This window comes from Lacibacter luteus (genome assembly GCF_004118265.1).
Classification (GTDB): domain Bacteria; phylum Bacteroidota; class Bacteroidia; order Chitinophagales; family Chitinophagaceae; genus Lacibacter; species Lacibacter luteus.
Genome location: NZ_SDHW01000009.1, coordinates 58,271 through 82,075, shown reverse-complemented (window position 1 = coordinate 82,075; position 23,805 = coordinate 58,271). Strand labels below are relative to the sequence as shown.

Below are 23,805 nucleotides of genomic sequence, written 5' to 3'. Positions count from 1 at the left end.
CAACACAAAGCCGCACAATCTGTAGTAATCAATTGCCATACACATGGGATGGATTGACTTTTGACGGTGCAGGAACGAAGACGAAGACGGGATTGAAAAATCAGTATGGTTGCGACAGTACAGCAACATATAACCTGAGTGTAAATCCAACAACATCTTCAACACAAAGCCGCACAATCTGTAGTAATCAATTGCCATACACATGGGATGGATTGACTTTTGACGGTGCAGGAACGAAGACGAAGACGGGATTGAAAAATCAGTATGGTTGCGACAGTACAGCAACGTATAACCTTACAGTAAATCCAACAACATCTTCAAGTCAACGCCAGGAAATATGTGCAAACCAATTACCGTATACATGGGATGGTTTAACTTTCGATGCAGGAGGTACTAAGTCGAAAACCGGTTTAATAAATCAATATGGTTGCGACAGTACAGCCAATTATACCCTCGTGGTAAATCCATTACCTGTAATTGTTTGCAGTGCAAATCCAACATTAATTGATATTACATCTGCAGCTCATAGTTCGCAGCTGGATGTTGATTTGAGTGGTAATGCAGATACAGATCCTACACATTACACCTATTCCTGGACTGAAGACGGTGCAGGTTCATTCGACTTCAGCGATATCAAAAATCCTGTTTATAAAGCTGGCATACTCGATGCCGGACAAACAATAACTTTTACCGTAACTGTTACAAACAAGGCAACCGGTTGTGTAAGCACATCAACTTGTTCTGTAAACGTGAATTCTGCCGGTAGTTGTCCGGAAGTGCCAACCTCAGAAGTATGTAATGGTTCAACTAATACATATACTGCAGGCAGAGCACCAACAGCAAACGAAACATGGAAGTGGACAGTAGACAATGGCGCAACAATTGTTGGAGCAGATAACGGTCAATCTGTAACTGTAACAGCAGGTGGTCAAAACTTTACGTTAACACTTACTGTATCATATGCTAATACAGAGTTGAGTCCGACTGTATGTACTTATAATGTTACTGTAACACCTTGCGGCGGTTATTGTACTTACACACAAGGTAAGTATGGTAATACCAGCCCTGCTTGCGATGGTGATGGTATCAACGGAAGTGGTCCTGCAGTAATGTATCCAACAGTATTGGATATGATCAAAGCAATGCTTGGTGTTGGAGGTACAGCAAATCCGTTGGTAGTTGGTAGTGGCAGTAATACAGTAACAATTCCTGCAACTGCAACAGCGGCAGCATTGTTGAACAAATCAATGCCGGGTGGAGGTAGTGCAAGAGAACTGTTAAGTGGAAATTGTATTGCAGATACATGGCCGGTCTTACCATCTTGCTGGACTCCTGGTACAAATACAGCAACTACATACATCACAAAACAAGGAAAGATTAATAATGTGCTTCTGTCACAAACGATCACTCTTGGATTGAACATGCGTGTAAGTTCAGGGTTAACAAACTTTGTATTACAGGCAGGAACATTTGCAACTGCAAAAGCTGACGGTGGTTGTGGTTCTACAATACCCAAACAACGTAAATGTTACTATAATACAGAAGGTATTTGGGTAGTTGAGAACGAGTATACTTACAAGTCGATCTCTCAATCTGTAATTGATGCGCTTACAACAAAAGGCTACGACTTAAGTGTAGGTGGTTTGTATAAATTGGCAAACGATGCATTAGGTAATACAGATGCTGTTGTAGGTAAAGAAGGTGGAGCAAGCTTATCCGATATTAATGCTGCAGTATCTGCCATTAATGAAGGATTTGATGAATGCCGGATTTCAATGGGTTGGAACGAAGTGCCTTGCACTGCTCCTCCGGTTACGACTAAGATCAACTTGATCGGTTCAGGAACAGTTTCAACAGATATTACAACTGAAGCTGTTACGAAAGTAACTGTTGCTACTTATCCAAATCCGTTCAGCGATAAAGTAAACTTCATTATCTCAACACCTGTATCAGGTAAAGCGGTGCTTGAAGTGTACAGTATCTATGGACAAAAATTGCAAACCGTTTATGAAGGTCATTTAACTGCAGGCCGAAGCCAGGTAGTTCAATTCAGACCGGTTACAATTCCAGACGGTGCAATCGTTTACCGCCTTTCAATTGCCGGAAAACAAGTTACCGGTAAGCTGATAAACGTAAAACAATAACCAGCAGGTTAAAACAGACTGGTAAGGCTGCCTCAAAAGGGCAGCCTTTTTCTTTCAGTAAAAAATCCCGACAGTAATTGCCGGGATTTTTATTTAAAGGATTTGTAGTCTTAATTGATTGCGTAACAATAAGTACCTGTTCTTGTTAAAAAGAAATCGTAATCGATCCAGCTATAACCGGCATCGCCCCAACCTGTTCCCCAGGAGTTCATTACCAGGTATGCATTCTTCGCATCATCATAACCGCAAATAACAATACAATGTGCAAGAGAGCCCGATCCGGAATAGGTTTTCCAAATAAAGCCAGGTTTGGCATTAATGAATGAATTATCTGCAATTACATTAATAATAACAGGATGCTTTTGTGCTATCATCGATTGAATTGCAGCACGGTCGGTGCAATACATTTTAGCATAACTGCCGATTTTAAAGCTTGCTGCTTCAGAACTTTGAGTGGCAGAAGGGAGTAAGGAGCAGCCATTAGTGCTACTGTAAGGCATCGACTGGTAAGTGCAAATACCATTTAATTTCACAAAGTCAAGAGCGGTTTGCATGGCCGAACCGGAACCACAATCGATACTGAATTTAATTTGGTTGTACAGGAATTCCGGACTGAATACGTTTGTACTGTTACTATATGTAGAAGCGCCGGTTCTGTAAAATTGTTCTGCAGAACGGGTTGCATAGCCCACAGCAAATGCGACACAGGATCCTTCGCTGCCCTGGTTTAAAACAGGAGGCATGGTTAAACGCAAGCCTGAAATCGGGGTAGGCTCTATAACAACGGTATTGATTGTAACCGAAACGGTTTTCGACGATTGATTACCGGCTGCATCTTTAGCTGTTGTTGTAATCGTATGCACTCCGCTGGCAGCAGTACCAGTGTTCCAGGAATAGCTGATGGATGAAGCAGATGATGAACTAACAACTATACCATCGATACTGAGGCTGTGCGAAGTAATGCCAATATTATCAGAAGCTGAACTGCCTATCGAAATGGTCGTACTTGCATCATACGAAGTACCATCCCCGGGCGAAGTGATATTAACAACAGGAGCAGTAACGTCACCAGGAGTTACATTGCTAACTGTTACCTGTACCGATACCGATGTTTTATTACCTGCGGCATCTCTTGCAGTTACGCTTAAGGTATGAAGACCGTTTGCGGCAGTTGCAGAGTTCCAGATATTTGTAAAAGGAGCTACAGAGCTGCTTGTAACAGCAGACCCGTCAACAGTCAAACTCACAGAAGCTACACCTATATTATCCGATGCAGTAACGGTTACACTTACAGTTCCGCTTACAACAGTGCCGTTTTGCGGAGACTTAATACTGATTGTTGGAGCTGTTGCATCCCGACGGCCCTTAGCGGAAATACCGGAATAAGCCATATTGGATGGAACGTTTCCGCCTTTCAGAAATCCAGACGATACAATCATTGGCACTTTTGCCTGTAACGCAGAATCGTCGTCTATTGCGCCACCTGAACGCAATTGAACAGCGGTAACCGGTTCTTCTGTAAGCTGAGATGATTTCTCTTTTGAACACGAAACCAATAAGGCAGATAATAATAAAATCGATGCCAGCGAATTGGGTCGGATTAAATGTTTCATTTACGGATTTTTAGGATATTGAAATTAAGATTCTCTTTTTTCGTACTTGCTCACCGGTTGCCACCGATTACGGAAAAAACTGGTAAAGCAGGCAGTAGCAATAACTACTATAAACAATAAAATTTCTGAAAAACTGGAATTGTTCAGTGGAGAATGGTTCTTCTGTGGGTTCGGATAATTGGACTATCGATTCTGAATGTAAAGGTATACAACCTCAATTTTCTGCACAAGTTTATGCACTAGGACAAACTACGGCATTTTTGTCGTAGAAAAACGAATTGTATTTAGGAGGTAGAAGGGGCTTTTACTAATTGTTCTTATCTGATTTAATAGGGGTTTATCTTTCCTTCGTAATATTTATTATAGAGCAGCCTTTTGCTTCCGGAATGGCAGTATGCAAAAGAATTTTGCTGGAGGGCCTAAAGTGTATCTGCTGATAAAAAAGGGGCTGAAATTGCTTTTTTGAAAAGAAAATGCGACAATAATGGCTTTTTTCCCAAAAAAACTTCCCCAAACTTTTTGCAGGGAATGTTTGAAACCCTACCTTTGCGCTCCCAATTGAAAATTTGGGACAGATCTTATGGCTCAACGTATCAGAATCAAATTGCAATCTTACGACCACAATCTGGTTGATAAATCTGCAGAAAAAATCGTGAAAACGGTTCGTAGTACAGGTGCAGTAGTAACAGGTCCTATTCCTTTACCTACTCGTAAAAGAATTTTTACTGTGTTACGTTCACCACACGTAAACAAGAAGAGCCGTGAACAATTCCAACTGTGTACGCACAAACGCTTACTGGATATCTACACCAGCAGCAGCCGTACAGTTGATGCACTGAGCAAACTCGATTTGCCAAGTGGTGTTGACGTAGAAATCAAAGCATGATGAATGTCCGCCCGGCGGACCTATCGTGTAAGTTCTTCAAATAGAATTAAGTTTCATCTCTCAATCATCCCGCCCGGCGGGAACGAAAAAAGAGCTCTGAATAAAACATATTTCCGGCTCAAAACCGGGAACACATATAAACTAGCCCTTCGTGGTTAGTTTACCATCGGTACTTCCGATCCAAAGTGGAAAAAAGGAAAAGGTCGATGGTAAACGGGGATTGAATGACGCTCGCCGGCGTTATGTCTCAACAACCTTACAGGGCATAAACTGTAAAAAAAATGAAAGGTATTATTGGTAAAAAGATCGGCATGACCAGCATCTTCAGTCCCGATGGTAAGCAACAAAGTTGCACCATCATTGAAGCTGGTCCCTGTGTTGTTACACAGGTTAAAACACAAGAAGCTGACGGTTACACCGCACTTCAATTAGCTTTTGGCGAAAAGAAAGAAAAGAACACTACTTCAGCTGAAAAGAATCACTTCGCAAAAGCAAACACTTCTCCTAAGAAATTCGTAAAAGAATTCCGTAACTATTCTCTCGAAAAAAATATTGGTGAAACTGTAACTGCAGAAATTTTCGCAGAAGGCGAAAAAGTTGATGTAGTTGGTACCACAAAAGGTAAAGGTTTTCAGGGTGTTGTTAAACGCCATGGCTTTAGCGGTGTGGGTGAAGCTTCACACGGTCAACACGATCGTCAGCGTGCTCCAGGTTCGCTCGGTAACTCTTCTGATGCTTCACGTGTAATGAAAGGTATGCGTATGGCTGGCCGTATGGGTGCAGAAAGAGTGAAAGTAAAAGGATTGAAAGTCCTGAAAATTTTCCCTGAAAAGAATTACATCCTTGTGAGCGGTTCTGTACCGGGTCATAACGGTTCAATCGTATACATCCAGAAGTAAACAAACTAATTTAAGAAGTCATGCAAGTTGAAGTTTTAAATAAAGCAGGAAAGGCAACAGGTCGTACGATCGAATTACCGGAAGAAATCTTCGGTATCGAACCTAATGACCACGTTATTTACCTTGCTGTTAAGCAATACCAGGCAGCACAACGCCAGGGTACTCATAAAGTAAAGACACGTGCCGAAGTAAAAGGTGCTAGCCGCAAGCTTCACCGTCAGAAAGGTACTGGTGGTTCACGTAAGGGTAATATTCGTAACCCGTTATACAAAGGTGGTGGTACTATTTTCGGACCTAAACCGCACGGTTACGATTTTAAACTGAACCGTAAAGTAAAAGACCTCGCTAAAATGAGTGCTCTTACTTACAAAGCAAAAGAAAACGCTATTGTTATTATTGAAGATATCAACTTCGAAACTCCAAAAACGAAAGAATTTGTGAGTGTGTTGAACAACCTCAACATCGGTAACAAAAAAGCACTGGTGGTTATTCCTGATTACAACGATAATCTTTACCTCAGCCTCCGTAACGTTCCTTCAGTAGTTGGTTCTTTACTGGCCGATATGAACACATACGACCTCATCAACAGCGATGTACTCGTATTAACTGAAAGTGCTGCTAAAGTTTTTTCCGAAGAAGAAGCTGCAGCGTAATTGAATCATTGAACTGAATAAACAACGTCCAGATGAGACAGAGTGAAATTTTAATAAAGCCGATTGTTTCTGAAAAAAGCAATCGTTTAACAGAAAAGAAAAACACATACGCTTTCCGTGTTGGTCGTAAAGCTAACAAGCTCGAGATCAAAAAAGCTGTAGAAGAATTCTACAATGTGAAAGTAGCTGATGTGCACACCATGGTGGCTCCTCGTAAAGCGAAGAACCGTATGACCAAAGCAGGTTATATCCAGGGTAGCAAACCGGCTTACAAGAAAGCTTATGTAACTGTTGCCGAAGGCGAATCAATTGACCTGTACGGTACAGTATAATTCTGAAACAAAGAATGGTAGGTCAACTACCGCAAAAGTTGAACAATAAAAGTTTTTAAAAATGGCATTAAAGAAATACAAACCGGTAACCGCAGGTACCAGATGGAGAATCGGGAATGCGTATGCTGAGATTACTACAGATACTCCTGAAAAGTCTTTGCTCGAGTCAGTAAAATCTACAGGTGGCCGTAACGCACAAGGTCGTCGTGCAATGCGTTACATCGGCGGCGGTAACAAAAAGAAATACCGTGTAATTGATTTCAAACGCAGTAAGAAAGATGTTCCTGCTAAAGTAGCATCTATTGAATACGATCCAAACCGTACAGCATTCATCGCATTGCTGAATTACGTTGATGGTGAAAAACGTTACATCCTTGCTCCAAACGGTTTACAGGTTGGTGCAACAGTAGTAGCGGGTGATGCAGTAGCACCTGAATTGGGTAACGCTCTTCAAATGAAGAATATGCCTTTGGGTACTATGATCCACAATATTGAAATGCAGCCTGGTCAGGGTGGTAAGTTGGTACGCAGTGCAGGTACAAGCGCACAGTTAACCAACAAAGAAGAGAAATACGCTGTATTGAAAATGCCAAGTGGTGAATTGCGTAAAGTACTCATCAACTGTTATGCAACAGTAGGTGTGGTAAGTAACAGCGATCACAGTCTTGAAACAGCCGGTAAAGCGGGTGTTAACCGTTGGAAAGGTATTCGTCCTCGTAACCGTGGTGTAGCGATGAACCCTGTTGATCACCCGATGGGTGGTGGTGAAGGCCGTAGCAGCGGTGGTCACCCACGCAGCAGAACCGGTAAATATGCAAAAGGCGAAAAAACACGCTCTAAGCACAAGGGTTCTAACAAGCTCATCATCCAACGTAAGGATGGTAAAAAACTGGCTAAGTAATTCAATCAGCAAATCGAAAACTAAAATAAATCATGGCTCGTTCGATTAAAAAAGGTCCTTATGTAGCAGCTCACCTCGAAACAAAGGTGCTCGCTATTAACGAAGGCAAAACAAAAAGAGGTGTAATTAAAACCTGGAGTCGTCGTTCAACAATCACTCCTGATTTTGTAGGTCACACTTTTGCAGTGCACAACGGAAATAAATTCATCCCTGTTTACGTAACAGAATTTATGGTAGGTCATAAACTTGGTGAATTTGCTCCTACAAGAAACTTTAAAGGACACTCAAGCAAAAAAGTAGGTTAATGGTAAAAGGCCACCGGTCTTAACCTTAAAATAAAAGAAATGGAAGCAGTAGCAAAACTCAGAAATTATCCCACATCGCCACGCAGAATGCGTTTGCTGGCTGATGAGATTCGTGGAATGGATGTTGAAAAAGCATTGGCTTTACTGGATTTTCATCCGCAACACTCTGCCACACCGCTTGGTAAACTTTTAAAAAGTGCTATCAGCAACTGGGAGCAAAAGAACAGTGGTGCAAGTGCAGCTGATGCAGCATTGATTGTGAAAACAATTTATGTAGATGGTGCACGTATGATCAAGCGTTTACGTCCTGCACCCCAGGGCCGTGCTTACCGTGTAAGAAAGCGCAGCAATCACGTAACCATTATCGTAGACACAAAAAATTAATTGATAAAATTTTATAAACCATTCTATGGGTCAGAAAGCAAATCCAATTGGTAACAGGTTAGGGATCATCCGCGGATGGGAGAGTAACTGGTATGGTAGCAAAAGAGACTTTGCCGGTAAATTGATCGAAGACAACAAGATCAGAACCTATCTCAATGCCCGTATCAATAAAGGTGGTATCGCTAAAATTGTGATTGAGCGTACTCTCAACAAATTGATTGTAACTATTCACACTTCTAAGCCTGGTATCATCATCGGTAAAGGTGGTGGCGAAGTAGATCGTATTAAAGAAGAATTGAAGAAACTCACCGGTAAAGATGATGTACAGATCAACATCTTGGAAATCCGTCGTCCGGAAGTAGATGCAACAATCGTTGCAGATACGATCGCACGCCAGATCGAAAACCGTATCAATTACAAACGTGCTGTGAAAATGGCGATTGCTTCTGCACTTCGTATGGGTGCTGAAGGTATCAAAGTAAAAGTAAGCGGTCGTTTGGGCGGTGCTGAAATTGCACGTACTGAAGAAATTAAACAAGGACGTACTCCTCTGCATACATTCCGTATGGATATTGATTATGCAAACCTGTTTGCATTAACCGTTTACGGTAAAATCGGTATCAAAGTATGGATCTGTAAAGGTGAAGTTCTCACTAAGCGTGATCTGAACCCCAATTTCGTTGGCGGTAAGAGCGATGTGAGCGACAGAAAAGATGATCGTCGTGGTGGTGGACATGGTGGCGACAGAAGAGATGATCGTCGTGGTGGACACGGTGGTGGTCAACGCAGAGACAGCCGCAAAGGATAATAATCAAGTACCAATTACGAAGTAAGAAGTACGAAGCAAACAACAAACAGTAACAAGAAACATATACAGCAATGTTACAGCCGAAAAGAACAAAACACAGAAAATCACAGAAAGGACGCATCCGTGCTGTGGCTAAGCGTGGTACCAACATTTCATTTGGTTCTTATGCTTTGAAGGCTCTGGAACCGGTATGGTTAACCAACCGCCAGATTGAAAGTGCCCGCCAGGCAATGACACGTGCTATGAAGCGTGAAGGTAATGTGTGGATCCGTGTGTTCCCCGATAAAGTAGTAACCCGCAAGCCTGCAGAGGTACGTATGGGTAAAGGTAAAGGTAACCCCGAAGGTTGGGCTGCTATTATCGAACCAGGACGTATTTTGTTTGAAGCAGATGGTGTTCCTGAAACAGTAGCGAAAGCTGCGATGGAACTGGCAGCACAAAAGCTCCCCATCAAAACAAAATTCATTGTACGCAGAGACTTGGTTGCGTAATTAACAAGTTGAAGAACTGAATAAACTGATTAACATGGCAAAGACAACTGATTTTTTAAAGAGCATAAAAGAGCTGAACGTTACAGATCTGGCTGCACGCATCAAAGAAGATGAACTGCGTTTGAAGAAGCTGGAATTTGCACACGCTATTTCTCCACTGGAGAACCCCGTGAGCATCCGTGGCCTTCGCCGTGATGTTGCCCGTTTAAAAACAGAGTTAAGAAAAAAACAACTGGGTATTTAATCCATTTGAATAACAGTGACGCTGAGCGTCATCAACTGAAAAATAGCAAAAAATGTTAGAAAGAAATTTGCGCAAAACGAAGACAGGTGTTGTAACCAGCAGCAAAATGGATAAAACCATTACCGTAGCTGTTGAACGTAAAGTAAAGCACCCTATCTATGGAAAGTTCGTTAAGAAAACGACTAAGTTCCATGCTCATGATGAAAAGAATGAGTGCGGTATAGGTGATACTGTACGTATTATGGAAAGCCGTCCTCTGAGCAAAACAAAGCGTTGGAGACTGGTAGAAGTAGTAGAAAAAGCGAAGTAATATTCTACGCATGCTTTCGGTACGCAGCCGCAAGCCTCTGTAAACAACCAGATTTTTAAAATACTCAGTGTTAATAACCGGAGTTAAAAGTTTAAGAAAATGATTCAGCAAGAAAGCAGATTAAACGTAGCCGATAACAGCGGTGCAAAAGAAGTTCTTTGCATCAAGGTATTAGGTAACAGCGGCCAGGATTATGCAAAGATTGGCGATAAGATTGTGGTAACTGTAAAAGATGCATTACCAGGCGGCGGTATCAAAAAAGGTACTGTAGCAAAAGCTGTAATTGTACGTACAAAAAACAAATTGCGTCGTAAAGATGGTTCATACATCCGTTTCGATGACAATGCGGTAGTAATCCTCAACGCTTCAGACGAGCCACGTGGTACACGTATCTTCGGGCCGGTAGCAAGAGAGCTCCGTGATAAAGGTTACATGAAAATTATTTCATTAGCACCGGAAGTACTTTAAAGCCAAGAGCTGATAGCTGAAAGCTCTCAGCCACGAAATAAAGAAATTAATCAGCCGGGTTATTAGCGCAGGCTACTAACTCAAAGCTCAAAGCATAAAAAAATGAGTAACAGATTTAAACCCAAGTTTAGCATCAAAAAAGGCGATTCAGTAGTTGTTATTGCCGGTGATGATAAAGATGTAAAGAAGCCTCGTACGGTTCTGGAAGTATTTCCGGAAGATGCACGTGTACTGGTTGAAGGTGTAAACATCGTAACCAAGCACACTAAGCCGAGCGCTCAAAATACAAAAGGTGGTATTGTAAAGCAAGAAGCCCCCATTCACATTTCAAATGTAATGTTGTGGGATGGTAAGCAAGCCACTAAAGTAAAGCGTAGCCGTGATAACGGTAAGCTGGTAAGGGTTTCAAAAAAATCAGGTCAGCCTGTAAAATAATTTAACGAAGGTTAAAATAGTAAGAAAATGAGTACTGTAAAATATACACCCCGTTTAGCAAGCAAGTATAAAAGTGATGTTGTACCTGCTTTAATGAAACGTTTTGGTTACAAAAGCATCATGCAGGTTCCTAAACTGGAGAAAATCTGTTTGAACCGTGGCGTAAACGGTGCGGTGAACGATAAGAAACTGGTAGATATTGCAATTGATGAACTGACAACTATTACAGGTCAGAAAGCGATTGCTACAATGTCTAAAAAAGACATCTCAAACTTTAAGTTGCGTAAGAACATGCCAATTGGTGCACGTGTTACATTACGTGGTGTAAACATGTACGAATTTTTAGACAGATTGATCTCTGCTTCTTTACCTCGTGTACGTGACTTTAAAGGTATCAACGATAAATCTTTCGATGGTCGTGGTAACTACACAATGGGTGTTACCGAGCAGATCATCTTCCCTGAAATTGATATTGACAAAGTGAACAAGATCACTGGTCTGGATATCACTTTCGTAACTACTGCTTCTACAAATGAAGAAGCATATGAGTTGCTGAAAGAACTGGGTATGCCTTTTAAAAATGCTAAAAAAGACTAATCATAAGTTATGGCTAAAAAATCAGTAACAGCCCGTCAGAGCAAAAGAGAAAGAATGGTAGCACAGTATGCTGAAAAGCGTGCTGCGTTAAAAGCTGCAGGTGATTATGCTGCTTTGGATGAATTGCCAAAGAACGCATCTCCTGTACGTTTGAAAAACCGTTGCCAACTCACCGGACGTCCGAAAGGTTACATGCGTTACTTCGGTATTTCCCGTGTAATGTTCCGTGACATGGCGCTGAATGGTAAAATTCCAGGTGTAAAGAAAGCAAGCTGGTAATTTACCGGGCCGAACAGGCAAATGTTGTGCAGGTATTGAATATGATGCACAACCAGTAAACAACATTTATCTTAAAAATCATTCAATTAAATACAATGGTTACAGATCCTATTGCAGATTTCCTTACCCGTGTTAGAAACGCCCAAATGGCCGGACACCGTATTGTAGAAATTCCTGCTTCAAACCTGAAAAAACGTATTACTGAGATCTTATACGATCAAGGTTATATCCTGAAATATAAATTTGAAGACGACAGCAAACAAGGCGTTATCAAAATCGCTTTAAAGTACGACCCTCAAACACGTGTTCCTGCTATTCAATCGCTGGAGCGTGTGAGCCGTCCGGGTCTTCGTCAGTATTCTAAGCCTGAAGAGTTCCGTCGTGTGAAGAATGGTTTAGGTATTGCCATCATCAGTACATCTAAAGGTGTAATGACTGATAAGCAGGCGAAAGCAAGTAATGTTGGTGGCGAAGTTCTTTGCTACATCTATTAATCTTAACCGTTGCTGATACATTAAGCTGAAACTATACTAAGCTGACCGGTTAGCAACAAACTCAAAATATAAAACTAAGATACTATGTCTCGTATAGGTAAAAAGCCGGTTGTAATTCCACAAGGTGTTACTGTTACAGTTGGTAAAGACAACGTGGTTACTGTAAAAGGACCAAAAGGCGAATTGAACGAAGCAATTGACCGTGATATTGTTGTTGAAGTAAAAGACGGCGAAGTTACTTTCGGTCGTCCTACAGATCAAGGCCGCCATCGTGCAATGCATGGTTTGTACCGTGCACTTGTTGCTAACATGGTAAAAGGTGTTACTGATGGTTTCGAAAAGAAACTTGAACTGGTGGGTGTGGGTTATAAAGCCGCTAACCAGGGTAATCTTCTCGATTTGGCTTTGGGTTATTCACATAACATTGTTATTGAAGTACCAGACGAATTAAAAGTTGCTACTGCGCAGGAAAAAGGTCAGAACCCAACAATTACACTTACAGGTATTGATAAGCAATTGTTAGGTGCTGTTGCTGCAAAAATCCGCAGCTTGCGTAAGCCTGAACCATACAAAGGAAAAGGTGTTAAATACGTTGGTGAATACATCCGTCGTAAAGCAGGTAAAGCAGCTGGTAAGTAATAAAATTTTCAAATTCGTCTTCCGGCAGTATCGGGAGAACTAAATAAAGAAAGATGAAAACAGATAATAAAGTAATCAGAAGACAAAAAATCCGCTACGGTGTTCGTAAGAAAGTAGCAGGTACATCTGCAACTCCACGTTTAAGCGTGTTCCGCAGCAACTCTGATATTTATGTTCAGTTAATTGATGATGTAGATGGCAAAACACTTGCTTCTGCTTCTTCAAAAGACAAAGAAATTGCAGCTCAGAAAGTAACCAAGCTTGAACAAAGCAAATTAGTTGGTGCTGCAATTGCACGCAAAGCAACTGATCTTGGTTTATCAGCTATCGTATTCGATCGTGGTGGTTACCTGTATCATGGCCGTGTAAAAGCGGTTGCAGAAGGTGCACGTGAAGGCGGTTTAAAATTCTAATCAATCGTAAACATTTAATAAAAGATAAATGTCGAAAGTAATTGTAAACAAAGTAAAAGCAGGCGACCTGGAACTGAAAGAAAAGGTTGTAGCTATTAACCGTGTTGTTAAAACAACCAAAGGTGGTCGTGCCTTCAGTTTCTCTGCAGTAGTTGTTGTAGGAAATGAAAATGGTGTTGTAGGACATGGTTTAGGAAAAGCCAAAGAAGTACAACAAGCAATCGCAAAAGGAATTGAAGATGCGAAGAAAAATCTCATCAAAGTTCCGGTTATGAAAGGTACAATCCCTCATGATCAATTGGCGAAAGAAGGTGCTTCTAAAGTGTTGATCAAACCTGCTGCACACGGTACTGGTGTAATTGCCGGTGGTAGTATGCGTGCTGTTTTGGAAAGCGCTGGTGTTACCGACGTATTGGCAAAGTCACTTGGTTCGGCTAACCCACATAACGTAGTTAGAGCTACTTTTAAAGCTTTGGCTTTGTTACGTGAACCAATCGCCGTATCAAAAGTGCGTAGCCTTGGATTAAAGAAAGTATTTAACGGATAAAATGGTAGAAGGTAGAAGGTACAAGGGAAAAGGCACAAGCCTTACACCTTACACCTTACACCATAAACCTTAAACCTTTTAAGGACATGAAAAAATTAAAAATCACTTTAGTAAAGAGTCCAATTGACAGACCAGAGCGTCAGAAATTAACGCTGCAAGCTCTTGGTTTGAACAAAACAAACTCAAGCAAAGAAGTAGAAGGAACTCCTCAGGTTCTGGGTATGATTCAGAAAGTGAGTCACCTGTTGAAAGTTGAAGAGGTAGCATAATTTGAGAATTTGAAAAAGCGCCGGTTTAAAATTCCTGGCCTGTTATTTTCAAATCTTCAAATTCACAAATTTTCAAATTATTAAAGCGAGGGGTGATTCCCCGAAAGTTCAAAATCATTTACAAATGAAACTGCACAATTTAAAACCTGCTGAAGGTTCTACACACAAAGAAAAACGTTTAGGTCGTGGTGAAGCATCTGGTAAAGGTGGTACATCAACAAAAGGTAACAAAGGTGCTCAGAGCCATGCGAGCTTTAAGCGTAAGATAGCTCACGAAGGTGGTCAGATGCCTATTCAGCGTCGTGTACCAAAACGTGGTTTCAAAAATCCGGATCGTGTTGAGTATCGTGTATTCAATCTCGGACAAATTGAACAACTTGCTGAAAAATACAGCCTCACTGAATTCTCTCTCGAAAGTTTGTATATCAATGGTCTTACCAACCGTACAGACAAAGTGAAAATTCTTGCAAACGGTGAGCTTAAAAGCAAACTTACTTTCAAGGTAAATGCACTGAGCGGCAAAGCCAAATCGGCAATTGAAGCAGCAGGCGGTACCGTTGAAATTGTAAAGTAATTTTTCCCGATATTTGCCCGACGCATGAAAATGCGTCTTTTTTCTTTTCAGCAAATTTTAAAAAGAATTTTTCCAGTGAAAAAGCTCATTCAAACCCTAAAGAATATCTGGAGCATCGAAGAGTTACGCAGTAAAATTGTGTACACTCTTTTGTTGCTTTTGGTATACCGTGTGGGTTCTCATATTGTATTGCCAGGTGTTGACCCTAATGGACTCGAACAGTTAAACTCCAAAGCAAAAGAAGGTATTCTCGGTATATTCGATTCATTTGCAGGTGGTGCCTTTTCAAGCGCATCTATTTTTGCATTGGGCATTATGCCTTACATCTCTGCATCGATCTTTATGCAGCTGATGAGCATCCTTGTTCCGCAATTGCAAAAAATGCAGAAAGAAGGTGAAAGCGGCCGTAAAAAGATTAATCAATGGACACGTTACCTTACAGTAATCGTTACCATCTTCCAGGCAAGTGCTTATGTAACTTACCTGAAGAGTCCTGAAATTGCAGGAGCAGCAATCATTCCTTCGTTCACAAGTTTCTTCTGGTTATCTACAACCATCGTATTAACTGCAGGTACATTGTTTGTAATGTGGTTAGGCGAACGTATTACCGATAAAGGTTTGGGTAACGGTACATCACTCATCATCATGATCGGTATCCTTGCACGTTTTCCTGCATCTGTTGCAGCTGAGTTTACTGCAAAGAGCGGTAGTGCAGGTGGTGGTCTGTTGAAGTTCACGATTGAAATTGCAATCCTTATTGCAATTGTAATGGGCCTCATCATTCTTGTACAGGGTGTTCGCAAAATTGCCATCAACTATGCAAAACAAATTGTAGGCAATCGCCAGTTTGGTGGTGCACGCCAGTTCTTACCAATTAAGGTAAACAGTGCGGGTGTAATGCCTATCATCTTTGCGCAGGCAATTATGTTCTTACCAACATTGCTTACCGGCTTTAATGCAACAAAAGGTATTGCAGCTACATTAAGCGATCATGGAAATATCTGGTACATGGTTGTGTATTCAATTCTTGTAATTGGTTTCACGTTCCTTTATACAGCGTTAATCTTCAATCCTAAACAAATTGCAGATAACCTGAAGCAGAACAACGGATTTATTCCGGGTGTACAACCTGGGCAACCAACTGCCGATTATATCGGACAGATCATGGACCGTATTACATTACCGGGTGCCGTGTTTCTTGCTATCGTTGGTATTTTACCAGGTATTGCAAAGAACTTAGGTGTATCAAGCGGTTTCTCTACTTTCTTCGGTGGTACTTCACTGTTGATCATGGTAGGTGTTATCCTCGATACCTTGCAGCAAATTGAAACACATTTGTTGATGAGACAATACGATGGCCTTATGAAAGGAGGTAAGATCCAGGGACGCCAGACCGTATCTTCATCTGCTATCTAATACAATGCATTTACATAGAAACCCTGGCCAAAAAGCCGGGGTTTTTTAATACAGAGAGATTTTATGATTCATTACCGTTCGCCTTTAGAAATAGAACTTATCCGTAAAAGTGCATTGCTTGTTGGCGATGCATTAGCTGAAGCTGCAAAGATGTTGAAAGCCGGTGTTACTACCATGCAGGTAGATGCACGAATAGAACAGTTTATCCGTGACAATGGCGCTGTGCCTTCGTTTAAAAATTACCAGGGTACTTATCCGTTTGCTACCTGTATTTCTGTGAACGATGCGGTTGTGCATGGCTTTCCTACAAACAGTGTGGTAAAGGAAGGAGATATTGTTTCGGTTGATGTGGGTGCATTTATGAATGGCTACCATGGCGATAGTGCGTACACGTTTATTGTTGGAACTACTTCTGATGATGTAAAGAAACTTCTGCGTGTTACAAAAGAATCGTTGTACAAGGGCATTGAAAAAGCTGTACATGGTAATCGTGTAGGCGATATCTCATTTGCCATACAGGATTATACAGAGAAGCAACACGGTTATGGTGTGGTGCGTGAATTGGTAGGGCATGGTTTAGGACGCAACCTGCACGAAGATCCGCAGGTACCTAATTATGGTAAGCGTGGTACCGGCACAAAGTTGAAAGAAGGAACAGTAATCGCCATTGAACCGATGATCAATCTTGGCAAGAAAGATATTTATCACGACGAAGATGGATGGACGATCCGCACAAGCGATGGATTACCATCGGCGCATTACGAACATGATGTTTGTATTAAGAAAGGGAAAGCAGATATTCTTTCTTCATTTGCATCAATTGAAGCGGCTGAAAAGGCGAATGCGAATCTAGATGCGACTTATTATTGATTTGTGGTTGCAGTAAATCTGTAACTTACAGAAACAATACAGTTGTATGATGCGAAAAATAATATTCATGAGTGTTGCATTTTGCTGCACTCATTTTTTATTGGCACAAAGTCCTGATGTGCTAAAGATCAGGCAATACCGCCAGGCAAATGAACATACCATTCTTTCCGAATTTGTTTCATTTCTGAAGTTGCCCAACATTGTTGGCGATTCTGTTGGCATTCATAAGAATGCAACATTTATTATGGAAGCGATGAAGAAGCGTGGAATTGCAAATGTTCAATTGCTTGTGCCTGCATCAAACAAAACAGTGCCTGCTGTTTATGGAGAAGTGATAACTCCGGGAGCAACACAAACAATTATCTTTTACGCACATTACGATGGGCAACCGGTAAATGCAGCACAATGGGCTAAAGGCCTCTCGCCGTTTGAACCCCAACTGCTTAGCAATTCACTGGAGCAAAACGGAACCATCATTGATTTTCCGACAGCAGATAAAGTGTTTGATCCGCAGTGGAGAATTTATGGCAGAAGTGCAAGTGATGACAAAGCAGGTGTAATGGCCATCTTAAATGCGTATGATGCCATAGTAAAAAGCGGCATGAAGCTAACTGTAAACATCAAATTCTTTTTTGAAGGTGAAGAAGAGAAGGGCTCTGATTTTTTGCATGAAATTTTACAGCAATACAAGAACTTATTGCAAAGCGATCTTTGGCTGATCTGTGATGGACCTGTTCATCAATCGGGAAAAAAACAAGTAGTGTTTGGTGTAAGAGGTGATGCACATGTTGAAGTAACTGTGTACGGTTCTAAGCGACCGCTGCACAGTGGTCATTATGGTAACTGGGCGCCTAATCCGGCAATGATGCTGGTGGAGTTACTGGCTTCGATGAAAGATGAAAACGGGCGTGTTACCATCAAAGATTTTTATGCAGATGTAATTCCGTTAAGTGAAATGGAAAAGAAAGCACTTGAAGCAGTGCCTCCGGTTGATGAGCAAATGAAAAACGAATTGGGCTTTCGTAAGCGGGAAATGAAAGACCATGATCTTGCACAGGCAATCGGCTTGCCGTCACTTAACATTAATGGAATGAACAGCGCCAACGTTGGCAAGAATGCAAGCAATGTAATACCAACAACTGCAACGGTAGTGCTTGATCTTCGTCTTGTTGCAGGTAACGATTGGAAAAAACAACAACAGCGTGTTGTTGAGCATATCAAAAGCCAGGGCTACTATGTTACAACTGCAGAACCTACAGATGAAGAGCGAAGCAAGTACGATAAGATCGCAAAAATTACATTAAGCAATGGTTATAATGCACAGAAAACTTCAATGGATCTGCCGATAGCCAAACAGGTAATTGCGGCAGTGCAGTCAACAACTACAGAGTCGGTTGTTTTATTACCAACTGCAGGCGGCAGTCTTCCATTGTTTTTGTTTGAGCAATACCTCAAAGCAAAAACTATTTCGGTTCCGATCGCTAATCATGATAACAACCAGCATGCAGAAAATGAAAACATACGGCTCTTGAATTTCTGGAACGGTATTGAAACAATGGCTGCTTTAATGATGATGAAATAAACAGAATGGCAGAAGAAAAAAAACAGAAGTGTTTGGTTGTTATCGGCGGTGGCGCTGCAGGTTTTTTTTGTGCAGTAAATGCAGCAAGAATGAATCCGTTGTTGCATGTGATTATTCTTGAAAAATCAAGTAAGGTTTTATCGAAAGTAAAAGTGAGTGGTGGTGGCCGTTGCAATGTTACTCATGCCTGTTTTGATGTGCAGGAGTTGAGTAAACGCTATCCACGTGGCGAGCATTTTGTACGTAAAGCATTTCATCAATTCTTTACAAAAGATACGATAGAATGGTTTCAGGAGCGGGGTGTAGAGTTAAAGGAAGAAGCTGATGGACGGATGTTTCCGTTTACGGATTCATCGCAAACAATTATTGATTGTTTGTTGCGTGAAGTGAATAAATACAAAGTAGAGTTGTTGTTGAACAGGGAAGTGAAAAACGTGGAAGTGAAAAGTGAAAAGTGGGAAGTTGAACTAAATAACAGTCACATCATTACTGCCGATTATGTTTGTGTTGCCAGCGGTGGGTTTCCTAAACTGGAGCAGTTCGATTGGTTGAAAGGAACAGGTCATTCAATTGTAGCTCCTGTACCATCGCTGTTTACGTTCAATATGCCCAAACATCCTATCACAGAATTGATGGGTGTTGTAGTGCAGGATGCAACAGTAAAAATTCAAAACAGTAAATTAAAAAATACAGGACCGTTACTTATTACGCATTGGGGAATGAGCGGCCCTTGCATCCTTAAACTTTCTGCATGGGGTGCAAGAGAATTGCACGATCGTAATTACGAGTTTACAATTCACATAAACTGGTTGAACGAACGGAAGGAGCAGGATGTAAAAGATGAGTTGCAATTAATACGCAATAGTAAAGGCTCTCAAAAGATAGCTAACAATAATCTCTTTCAATTACCCAACCGTTTATGGACATTCCTGTTACAGGAAGCTGGTGTAAAAGAAGAAGGACGTTGGGCCGATCTGCCATCGAAAGAACAAAACAAACTGGTACAGCTTTTATGCAATCATGAGTTTCATGTAAAAGGAAAAACAACGTTTAAAGAAGAGTTTGTTACTGCAGGAGGTGTTGATCTGAAACAGGTTGATGCAAATGCAATGCAGAGCAAACTTCATCCGAATCTTTTCTTCGCAGGCGAAATACTGGATGTAGATGGTATAACGGGCGGCTTTAATTTTCAACATGCATGGACCAGTGGTTTTATTGCAGCCAAAACAATTGCACAGCAATAAGCAACACAGTTATATAATTAGTGTACACGGTTGGTTTGTTTGATGATTTTCTATTTGCTTAATCATTATCTTTAGTTAAACCCCAACCGGAATGTCGTCGAGACGAAATTTTATTCAACAACTAACTGCAGCAACAGGCGCATTTACATTTTTACCTTTTACCAGCAAAGCATTTGCGAATGAGGCAGAGAATATGCATGCCCGTTTTCATGCAATGAACGATGCCGATGCAATGACGGATGAAGATTTCTGGGGCTGGATAAAAGAACAATATACCGTTTCGCCAAACCTGCTCAATTTGAACAATGGCGGGGTTAGTCCGCAGCCCAAAGTTGTGCAGGATGCACACATACGGTTTTATCAATTTGCAAACGAAGGGCCATCGTATTACATGTGGCGTACGCTTGATGAAGGTCGTGAAGCATTAAGAGGAAAACTGGCAGAACTCGCAGGTTGTAATGCAGAAGAGTTAGCCATTAACCGCAATGCAACAGAAGGTTTGAACACCGTAATCTTCGGTTTGAATTTAAAAGCAGGTGATGAAGTAGTGCTTACCAAACAGGATTATCCCAACATGATCAATGCCTGGAAGCAACGTGAAAAAAGAGATGGCATTAAACTGGTTTGGTTAAATCTTGAACTGCCGGTTGAAAATGAAGATGCAATTGTGCAGCAATACGTAAATGTATTTACTTCTCGAACAAAGATTGTACATGTAACACATTTGATTAACTGGACAGGACAGTTTTTACCCATCAGAAAAATTGCAGATGAAGCACATAAACGTGGAATTGAAGTAATAGGAGACGGGGCACATTCTTTTGCACATACCGATTTTAAAATACCCGATCTTGGTTGCGATTATTTTGCCACATCGTTACACAAGTGGTTGTGTGCACCGTTCGGCAGTGGTTTGCTGTGGATCAAAAAAGAAAAGATAAAAAATATTTGGGCATTATTGAGCAGCGTGGAGCCCGATGGTGCAGATATCCGCAAGTTTGAGTCGTTGGGTACAAGATCGTTTGCAAGCGAAATGGCAATTGGTAATGCTGTGGATTTTCAGAATGTGATAGGTAGTAAGCGAAAAGAAGACCGGCTTCGTTATTTAACTGATTACTGGAACAGCAAGGTGAGCGATTTAAAACGTGTTTCTTTTCTTCAACCCAAAAACAAAAACGGTTACTGTGCTATTTCCTGTATTGCAATTGAAGGAATGAAACCGTTTGAACTGATGGATACACTGCACAAGAAACACAAAATACATACCGTAGCAATTGATTGGGAAAATATACACGGTGTGCGTGTAACACCACACGTTTACACATCAGTAAAAGATCTTGACAGGCTCGTAAATGCTATCCGTACAATTGCAATTTAGAATGCAGGTTGTAACTTTAAGTAAAATATATCATATGAAAAAGGTACTCATGGTTGTAATGCTCAGTTTGATATCTGCAGGAGGCTTTGCACAGGCAGCTAAAGAAAAATCGAAAGCAAAAGAAAAAAACAAACCTGCTGCTGAAAATGTAAACAAGCAGAAAGACAAAACAGGAACAAATGCCAATACCCCCAACGCCGATGGCAAACAAACGGGCAACACGAAAACACGTGTAAATATTCCAACGAAAGTAAAAACTTCGTTTGCAGCTGAATATCCCAATGCTGTAAATGCAACCTGGACAAAAACGCAGGGCGATTGGACTGTAGTTTTTGGTAACGGTGTGTGGCAATCAACTGCCACCTATCACAGCAATGGTGAACGGGTAGATACCCGTACAGCAATGCCAAGAGAACAGGCACCACGACCTGTATTGGATGAAATTCTCCGGCGTTACCCAAAGCAGAATCCAAAAGACATCATCAAAATCGAAAAACCAAAAAATCCCAACCTGTTCCAGATAATTGTTGAAGAAGCAGGTAAGAAACGAACATTGCTGATAGATGAAACCGGCAAACTGGTTTCGCAACAATAAAAGACAAAGCCATCTTAGCAGATGGCTTTTTTGTTTAAACAAATGACGGATGAAACACTGTGTTGTTAAAGCTGTTCATGTTTTTTCAGTTACTTTGCCGCACTTAATAAGAGAGGCCGATGTATATTTTAACCAAAATTCTCACACAAATTTATTTCCTGGTTTTTGCAAAAAGAATTGGCATGTTTAATTCCCAACAGCGGAAAATAGTTACACCAATGATTCTTGGTGTTAATCATCCCAATTCTTTTCTGGATGCAGTTATAGTAGGAGCAATGATGGATCATCGGGTGCATTTTATTACACGTAGTGGCGTGTTTAAAAATCCAATCGTCCGTGCTCTCCTGCGTTCGGTAAATATGATTCCTATCTATCGCATGAGCGATGGAAAAGATCAGTTGGCGAATAATGATGCTACGTTTGAAGAAGTAAGAAAAGTATTGCAACGTGGCGAACATGTATTGATTTTTGTAGAAGGCTTATGTATTCATCAAACAACATTGCAGTTGCCGTTAAAGAAAGGTGCTCCCCGTATGTTGTTGCAGGCTTGGGAAGATGGATTAGATGTAACGTTTTTACCTGTATGGGTGAGATATAATTCGTTTACGGCTTTTCCCAAAACATTTGATTTTAATTTCGGAACCCAGTTTGGGAAAGAAGTAATTACGGAAGGCATGGAAGTAGGAGCTAAAATGGTGGCAATTAATAAAGCTACCGAAATACAACTGCAGGAATTATCAACTGTTACTAACCCCGATAGCAGTTTTAAACTTCCTAAATGGTTATTGTTTGTGCCTGCCATGTTGGGCGTACTTACACATTTTCTTTTTTACGTTCCACTCGAACGCTTTGCACATGCATTACGTGGCGAGCAGTATTACGATAGTATTCTGTTTTGCCTGATGGCATTTTTGTATCCCTTGTACGTTTTAAGTATCGGATTGATTCTTTACTGCACAGTTGGCGGATGGTGGGCTTTTGCTGCATTGCTGCTGCCCTTGTTTGCCAAAAGTTATGTATTGTGGAAGTAAACTAAATGATTGCCGATGGTTGTGATTTGTAAATAATGATTTGTAGTTTTAGTCTGTAACCAAACTGCAGACTTATGAAAAAAGCACTCCTGTTCTTCGTTATTGCAATTATCTTTTTTTCCTGCCGAAAAGAAAAAGTCAATCCAGATGAAATCCGGATTTTAAAAACATCGCAAAACGGCCCCAATGGCAGTAAAGTAAATATTAATTTCAACTACGATGCTCAAGGGCGAATTGCAGGTATTACCAGGAACAACGATAATGAACTACCAAAGCTTGTTGCTACTGTAACATACAATGGTAATGAAGTAACAATTGTTGATACATTTGAAAACTCTGCAAGCTCTAAAATAGCAAAGACAATTAAGTTTGTGTTAGATGGAGAACGCAAACCACTGCAACGGATACAAGTTGAAACGAATTACTTTCTTGATGCAGCATACGAACAAAAAAGCTTTATTTACGACACAACTTATTACGATTATAATGCAGCAGGTTTGTTAGTACAAACAAGAGAATATTACGCTGACTCTTTATGGTTCTTTCAACCTTCTTCAGGGGTGGTAACCCATTCCGATTTGCGAAACATGACCCGCAATTTTCAGTACAACAATAACAATGTTAGTGTTATAACCGGTAGAGGTACACGCTTATACCGGCAAACAAGCGGCAGCAATACATCTGTAAAAAACTACAACAGGGAAGAAGCTTTTTCTTTTGATTACACAAATGGATTTAGCAATACAACAGATTTTAAAAACGCTTTTGTTTTGGCAGAGTATGGAGGAAATTCATTCTTTACCGTACTGAATGCCCGGGCAGGTAATATTCCGAACAAAAGAGTTTATACCTATAACGAAAAAGACAGCAGCACCGGTGCTGAGGTTTTTGCTAACTCCGATATTGCGAATTATAAAGTCTTTTACAACGGATACGGTTTTTTGTCAGGCTTTACAACGCAAAACGGCAACAACCCCGATGTTGTATTAACCTATAACAGGTAA

General features: G+C 40.9%; 31 protein-coding genes. 30 read left to right on the top strand and 1 reads right to left on the bottom strand.

From position 1 onward, the window contains the following. A partial coding sequence (locus tag ESA94_RS21545; RefSeq protein WP_164972818.1) for a T9SS type A sorting domain-containing protein occupies positions 1–2,144 on the top strand: 2,144 nt, incomplete at its 5' end. A gap of 110 nt (positions 2,145–2,254) precedes the next feature. Here the strand turns inward: ESA94_RS21545 and ESA94_RS20800 are convergent. Next, positions 2,255–3,757, bottom strand: coding sequence for an Ig-like domain-containing protein (locus tag ESA94_RS20800; RefSeq protein WP_129132890.1), 1,503 nt, complete (start codon positions 3,755–3,757; stop codon positions 2,255–2,257). A gap of 580 nt (positions 3,758–4,337) precedes the next feature. Here ESA94_RS20800 and rpsJ point away from each other — a divergent pair. The 29 genes from rpsJ to ESA94_RS20655 all read left to right on the top strand — a co-directional run bounded on the left by rpsJ (position 4,338) and on the right by ESA94_RS20655 (position 23,805). Further along, a complete protein-coding gene (gene rpsJ / locus ESA94_RS20795; protein ID WP_129132889.1) occupies positions 4,338–4,643 on the top strand; it encodes a 30S ribosomal protein S10 in 306 nt (101 codons plus the stop codon). 281 nt (positions 4,644–4,924) lie between these two features. Further along, positions 4,925–5,542 carry a 50S ribosomal protein L3 gene (gene rplC / locus ESA94_RS20790; protein ID WP_129132888.1) on the top strand — a complete coding sequence of 206 codons (618 nt, stop codon included), beginning with the start codon at positions 4,925–4,927 and terminating at the stop codon, positions 5,540–5,542. 20 nt (positions 5,543–5,562) lie between these two features. Continuing rightward, positions 5,563–6,195 carry a 50S ribosomal protein L4 gene (rplD, locus tag ESA94_RS20785; protein ID WP_129132887.1) on the top strand — a complete coding sequence of 211 codons (633 nt, stop codon included), beginning with the start codon at positions 5,563–5,565 and terminating at the stop codon, positions 6,193–6,195. Positions 6,196–6,227: 32 nt separating this feature from the next. Beyond that, positions 6,228–6,527 (top strand): 50S ribosomal protein L23, encoded by a 300-nt coding sequence (gene rplW, locus ESA94_RS20780; RefSeq protein WP_129132886.1) that lies wholly within the window; start codon positions 6,228–6,230, stop codon positions 6,525–6,527. Positions 6,528–6,588: 61 nt separating this feature from the next. After that, entirely contained in the window at positions 6,589–7,428 is an 840-nt protein-coding gene (gene rplB, locus ESA94_RS20775) for a 50S ribosomal protein L2 (RefSeq protein WP_129132885.1), read from the top strand. A 32-nt stretch (positions 7,429–7,460) separates the two neighbouring features. Continuing rightward, complete coding sequence (gene rpsS, locus ESA94_RS20770; RefSeq protein ID WP_129132884.1) at positions 7,461–7,733, top strand: 30S ribosomal protein S19; 273 nt, start codon at positions 7,461–7,463, stop codon at positions 7,731–7,733. Positions 7,734–7,772: 39 nt separating this feature from the next. Then, complete coding sequence (rplV, locus tag ESA94_RS20765; protein WP_129132883.1) at positions 7,773–8,117, top strand: 50S ribosomal protein L22; 345 nt, start codon at positions 7,773–7,775, stop codon at positions 8,115–8,117. A gap of 25 nt (positions 8,118–8,142) precedes the next feature. After that, positions 8,143–8,925 (top strand): 30S ribosomal protein S3, encoded by a 783-nt coding sequence (gene rpsC, locus ESA94_RS20760; RefSeq protein ID WP_129132882.1) that lies wholly within the window; start codon positions 8,143–8,145, stop codon positions 8,923–8,925. Positions 8,926–8,996: 71 nt separating this feature from the next. Then, complete coding sequence (gene rplP / locus ESA94_RS20755; RefSeq protein ID WP_129132881.1) at positions 8,997–9,416, top strand: 50S ribosomal protein L16; 420 nt, start codon at positions 8,997–8,999, stop codon at positions 9,414–9,416. A gap of 34 nt (positions 9,417–9,450) precedes the next feature. Next, positions 9,451–9,660, top strand: coding sequence for a 50S ribosomal protein L29 (gene rpmC / locus ESA94_RS20750; RefSeq protein ID WP_129132880.1), 210 nt, complete (start codon positions 9,451–9,453; stop codon positions 9,658–9,660). 52 nt (positions 9,661–9,712) lie between these two features. Continuing rightward, complete coding sequence (gene rpsQ / locus ESA94_RS20745) at positions 9,713–9,970, top strand: 30S ribosomal protein S17 (protein WP_129132879.1); 258 nt, start codon at positions 9,713–9,715, stop codon at positions 9,968–9,970. 99 nt (positions 9,971–10,069) lie between these two features. Continuing rightward, positions 10,070–10,438 carry a 50S ribosomal protein L14 gene (gene rplN / locus ESA94_RS20740; RefSeq protein WP_129132878.1) on the top strand — a complete coding sequence of 123 codons (369 nt, stop codon included), beginning with the start codon at positions 10,070–10,072 and terminating at the stop codon, positions 10,436–10,438. A 102-nt stretch (positions 10,439–10,540) separates the two neighbouring features. Next, positions 10,541–10,873 carry a 50S ribosomal protein L24 gene (gene rplX, locus ESA94_RS20735; RefSeq protein ID WP_129132877.1) on the top strand — a complete coding sequence of 111 codons (333 nt, stop codon included), beginning with the start codon at positions 10,541–10,543 and terminating at the stop codon, positions 10,871–10,873. A 27-nt stretch (positions 10,874–10,900) separates the two neighbouring features. Continuing rightward, positions 10,901–11,470, top strand: a complete 570-nt coding sequence (gene rplE / locus ESA94_RS20730; protein ID WP_129132876.1) for a 50S ribosomal protein L5 — start codon at positions 10,901–10,903, stop codon at positions 11,468–11,470. A gap of 9 nt (positions 11,471–11,479) precedes the next feature. After that, the gene (gene rpsN / locus ESA94_RS20725) at positions 11,480–11,749 is read left to right on the top strand and encodes a 30S ribosomal protein S14 (protein ID WP_129132875.1); all 270 of its coding nucleotides are present in this window, start codon (positions 11,480–11,482) and stop codon (positions 11,747–11,749) included. A 95-nt stretch (positions 11,750–11,844) separates the two neighbouring features. Next, positions 11,845–12,243, top strand: coding sequence for a 30S ribosomal protein S8 (rpsH, locus tag ESA94_RS20720; protein WP_129132874.1), 399 nt, complete (start codon positions 11,845–11,847; stop codon positions 12,241–12,243). An 84-nt stretch (positions 12,244–12,327) separates the two neighbouring features. Next, on the top strand, positions 12,328–12,882 hold the full coding sequence (rplF, locus tag ESA94_RS20715; protein ID WP_129132873.1) for a 50S ribosomal protein L6: 555 nt from the start codon (positions 12,328–12,330) through the stop codon (positions 12,880–12,882). 53 nt (positions 12,883–12,935) lie between these two features. After that, entirely contained in the window at positions 12,936–13,295 is a 360-nt protein-coding gene (gene rplR, locus ESA94_RS20710; protein ID WP_129132872.1) for a 50S ribosomal protein L18, read from the top strand. Between the two features lie 28 nt (positions 13,296–13,323). Beyond that, positions 13,324–13,842, top strand: a complete 519-nt coding sequence (gene rpsE, locus ESA94_RS20705) for a 30S ribosomal protein S5 (protein WP_129132871.1) — start codon at positions 13,324–13,326, stop codon at positions 13,840–13,842. An 86-nt stretch (positions 13,843–13,928) separates the two neighbouring features. Further along, positions 13,929–14,111, top strand: coding sequence for a 50S ribosomal protein L30 (gene rpmD / locus ESA94_RS20700; RefSeq protein WP_129132870.1), 183 nt, complete (start codon positions 13,929–13,931; stop codon positions 14,109–14,111). A 124-nt stretch (positions 14,112–14,235) separates the two neighbouring features. Beyond that, on the top strand, positions 14,236–14,685 hold the full coding sequence (rplO, locus tag ESA94_RS20695) for a 50S ribosomal protein L15 (RefSeq protein ID WP_129132869.1): 450 nt from the start codon (positions 14,236–14,238) through the stop codon (positions 14,683–14,685). A 75-nt stretch (positions 14,686–14,760) separates the two neighbouring features. After that, on the top strand, positions 14,761–16,101 hold the full coding sequence (gene secY / locus ESA94_RS20690; RefSeq protein WP_129132868.1) for a preprotein translocase subunit SecY: 1,341 nt from the start codon (positions 14,761–14,763) through the stop codon (positions 16,099–16,101). A 63-nt stretch (positions 16,102–16,164) separates the two neighbouring features. Next, a complete protein-coding gene (map, locus tag ESA94_RS20685) occupies positions 16,165–16,971 on the top strand; it encodes a type I methionyl aminopeptidase (RefSeq protein ID WP_129132867.1) in 807 nt (268 codons plus the stop codon). 67 nt (positions 16,972–17,038) lie between these two features. After that, positions 17,039–18,553: a M20/M25/M40 family metallo-hydrolase gene (locus tag ESA94_RS20680; RefSeq protein WP_129132866.1), complete on the top strand. Its 1,515-nt coding sequence runs from the start codon at positions 17,039–17,041 to the stop codon at positions 18,551–18,553. A gap of 5 nt (positions 18,554–18,558) precedes the next feature. After that, a complete protein-coding gene (locus tag ESA94_RS20675; RefSeq protein ID WP_129132865.1) occupies positions 18,559–19,797 on the top strand; it encodes a BaiN/RdsA family NAD(P)/FAD-dependent oxidoreductase in 1,239 nt (412 codons plus the stop codon). A gap of 91 nt (positions 19,798–19,888) precedes the next feature. After that, the gene (locus ESA94_RS20670) at positions 19,889–21,175 is read left to right on the top strand and encodes an aminotransferase class V-fold PLP-dependent enzyme (RefSeq protein WP_129132864.1); all 1,287 of its coding nucleotides are present in this window, start codon (positions 19,889–19,891) and stop codon (positions 21,173–21,175) included. Positions 21,176–21,209: 34 nt separating this feature from the next. Continuing rightward, positions 21,210–21,770 (top strand): PepSY-like domain-containing protein, encoded by a 561-nt coding sequence (locus ESA94_RS20665; protein ID WP_164972817.1) that lies wholly within the window; start codon positions 21,210–21,212, stop codon positions 21,768–21,770. A 182-nt stretch (positions 21,771–21,952) separates the two neighbouring features. Continuing rightward, positions 21,953–22,801, top strand: coding sequence for a 1-acyl-sn-glycerol-3-phosphate acyltransferase (locus ESA94_RS20660; RefSeq protein WP_164972816.1), 849 nt, complete (start codon positions 21,953–21,955; stop codon positions 22,799–22,801). A 74-nt stretch (positions 22,802–22,875) separates the two neighbouring features. Continuing rightward, positions 22,876–23,805 carry a hypothetical protein gene (locus ESA94_RS20655; protein WP_129132861.1) on the top strand — a complete coding sequence of 310 codons (930 nt, stop codon included), beginning with the start codon at positions 22,876–22,878 and terminating at the stop codon, positions 23,803–23,805.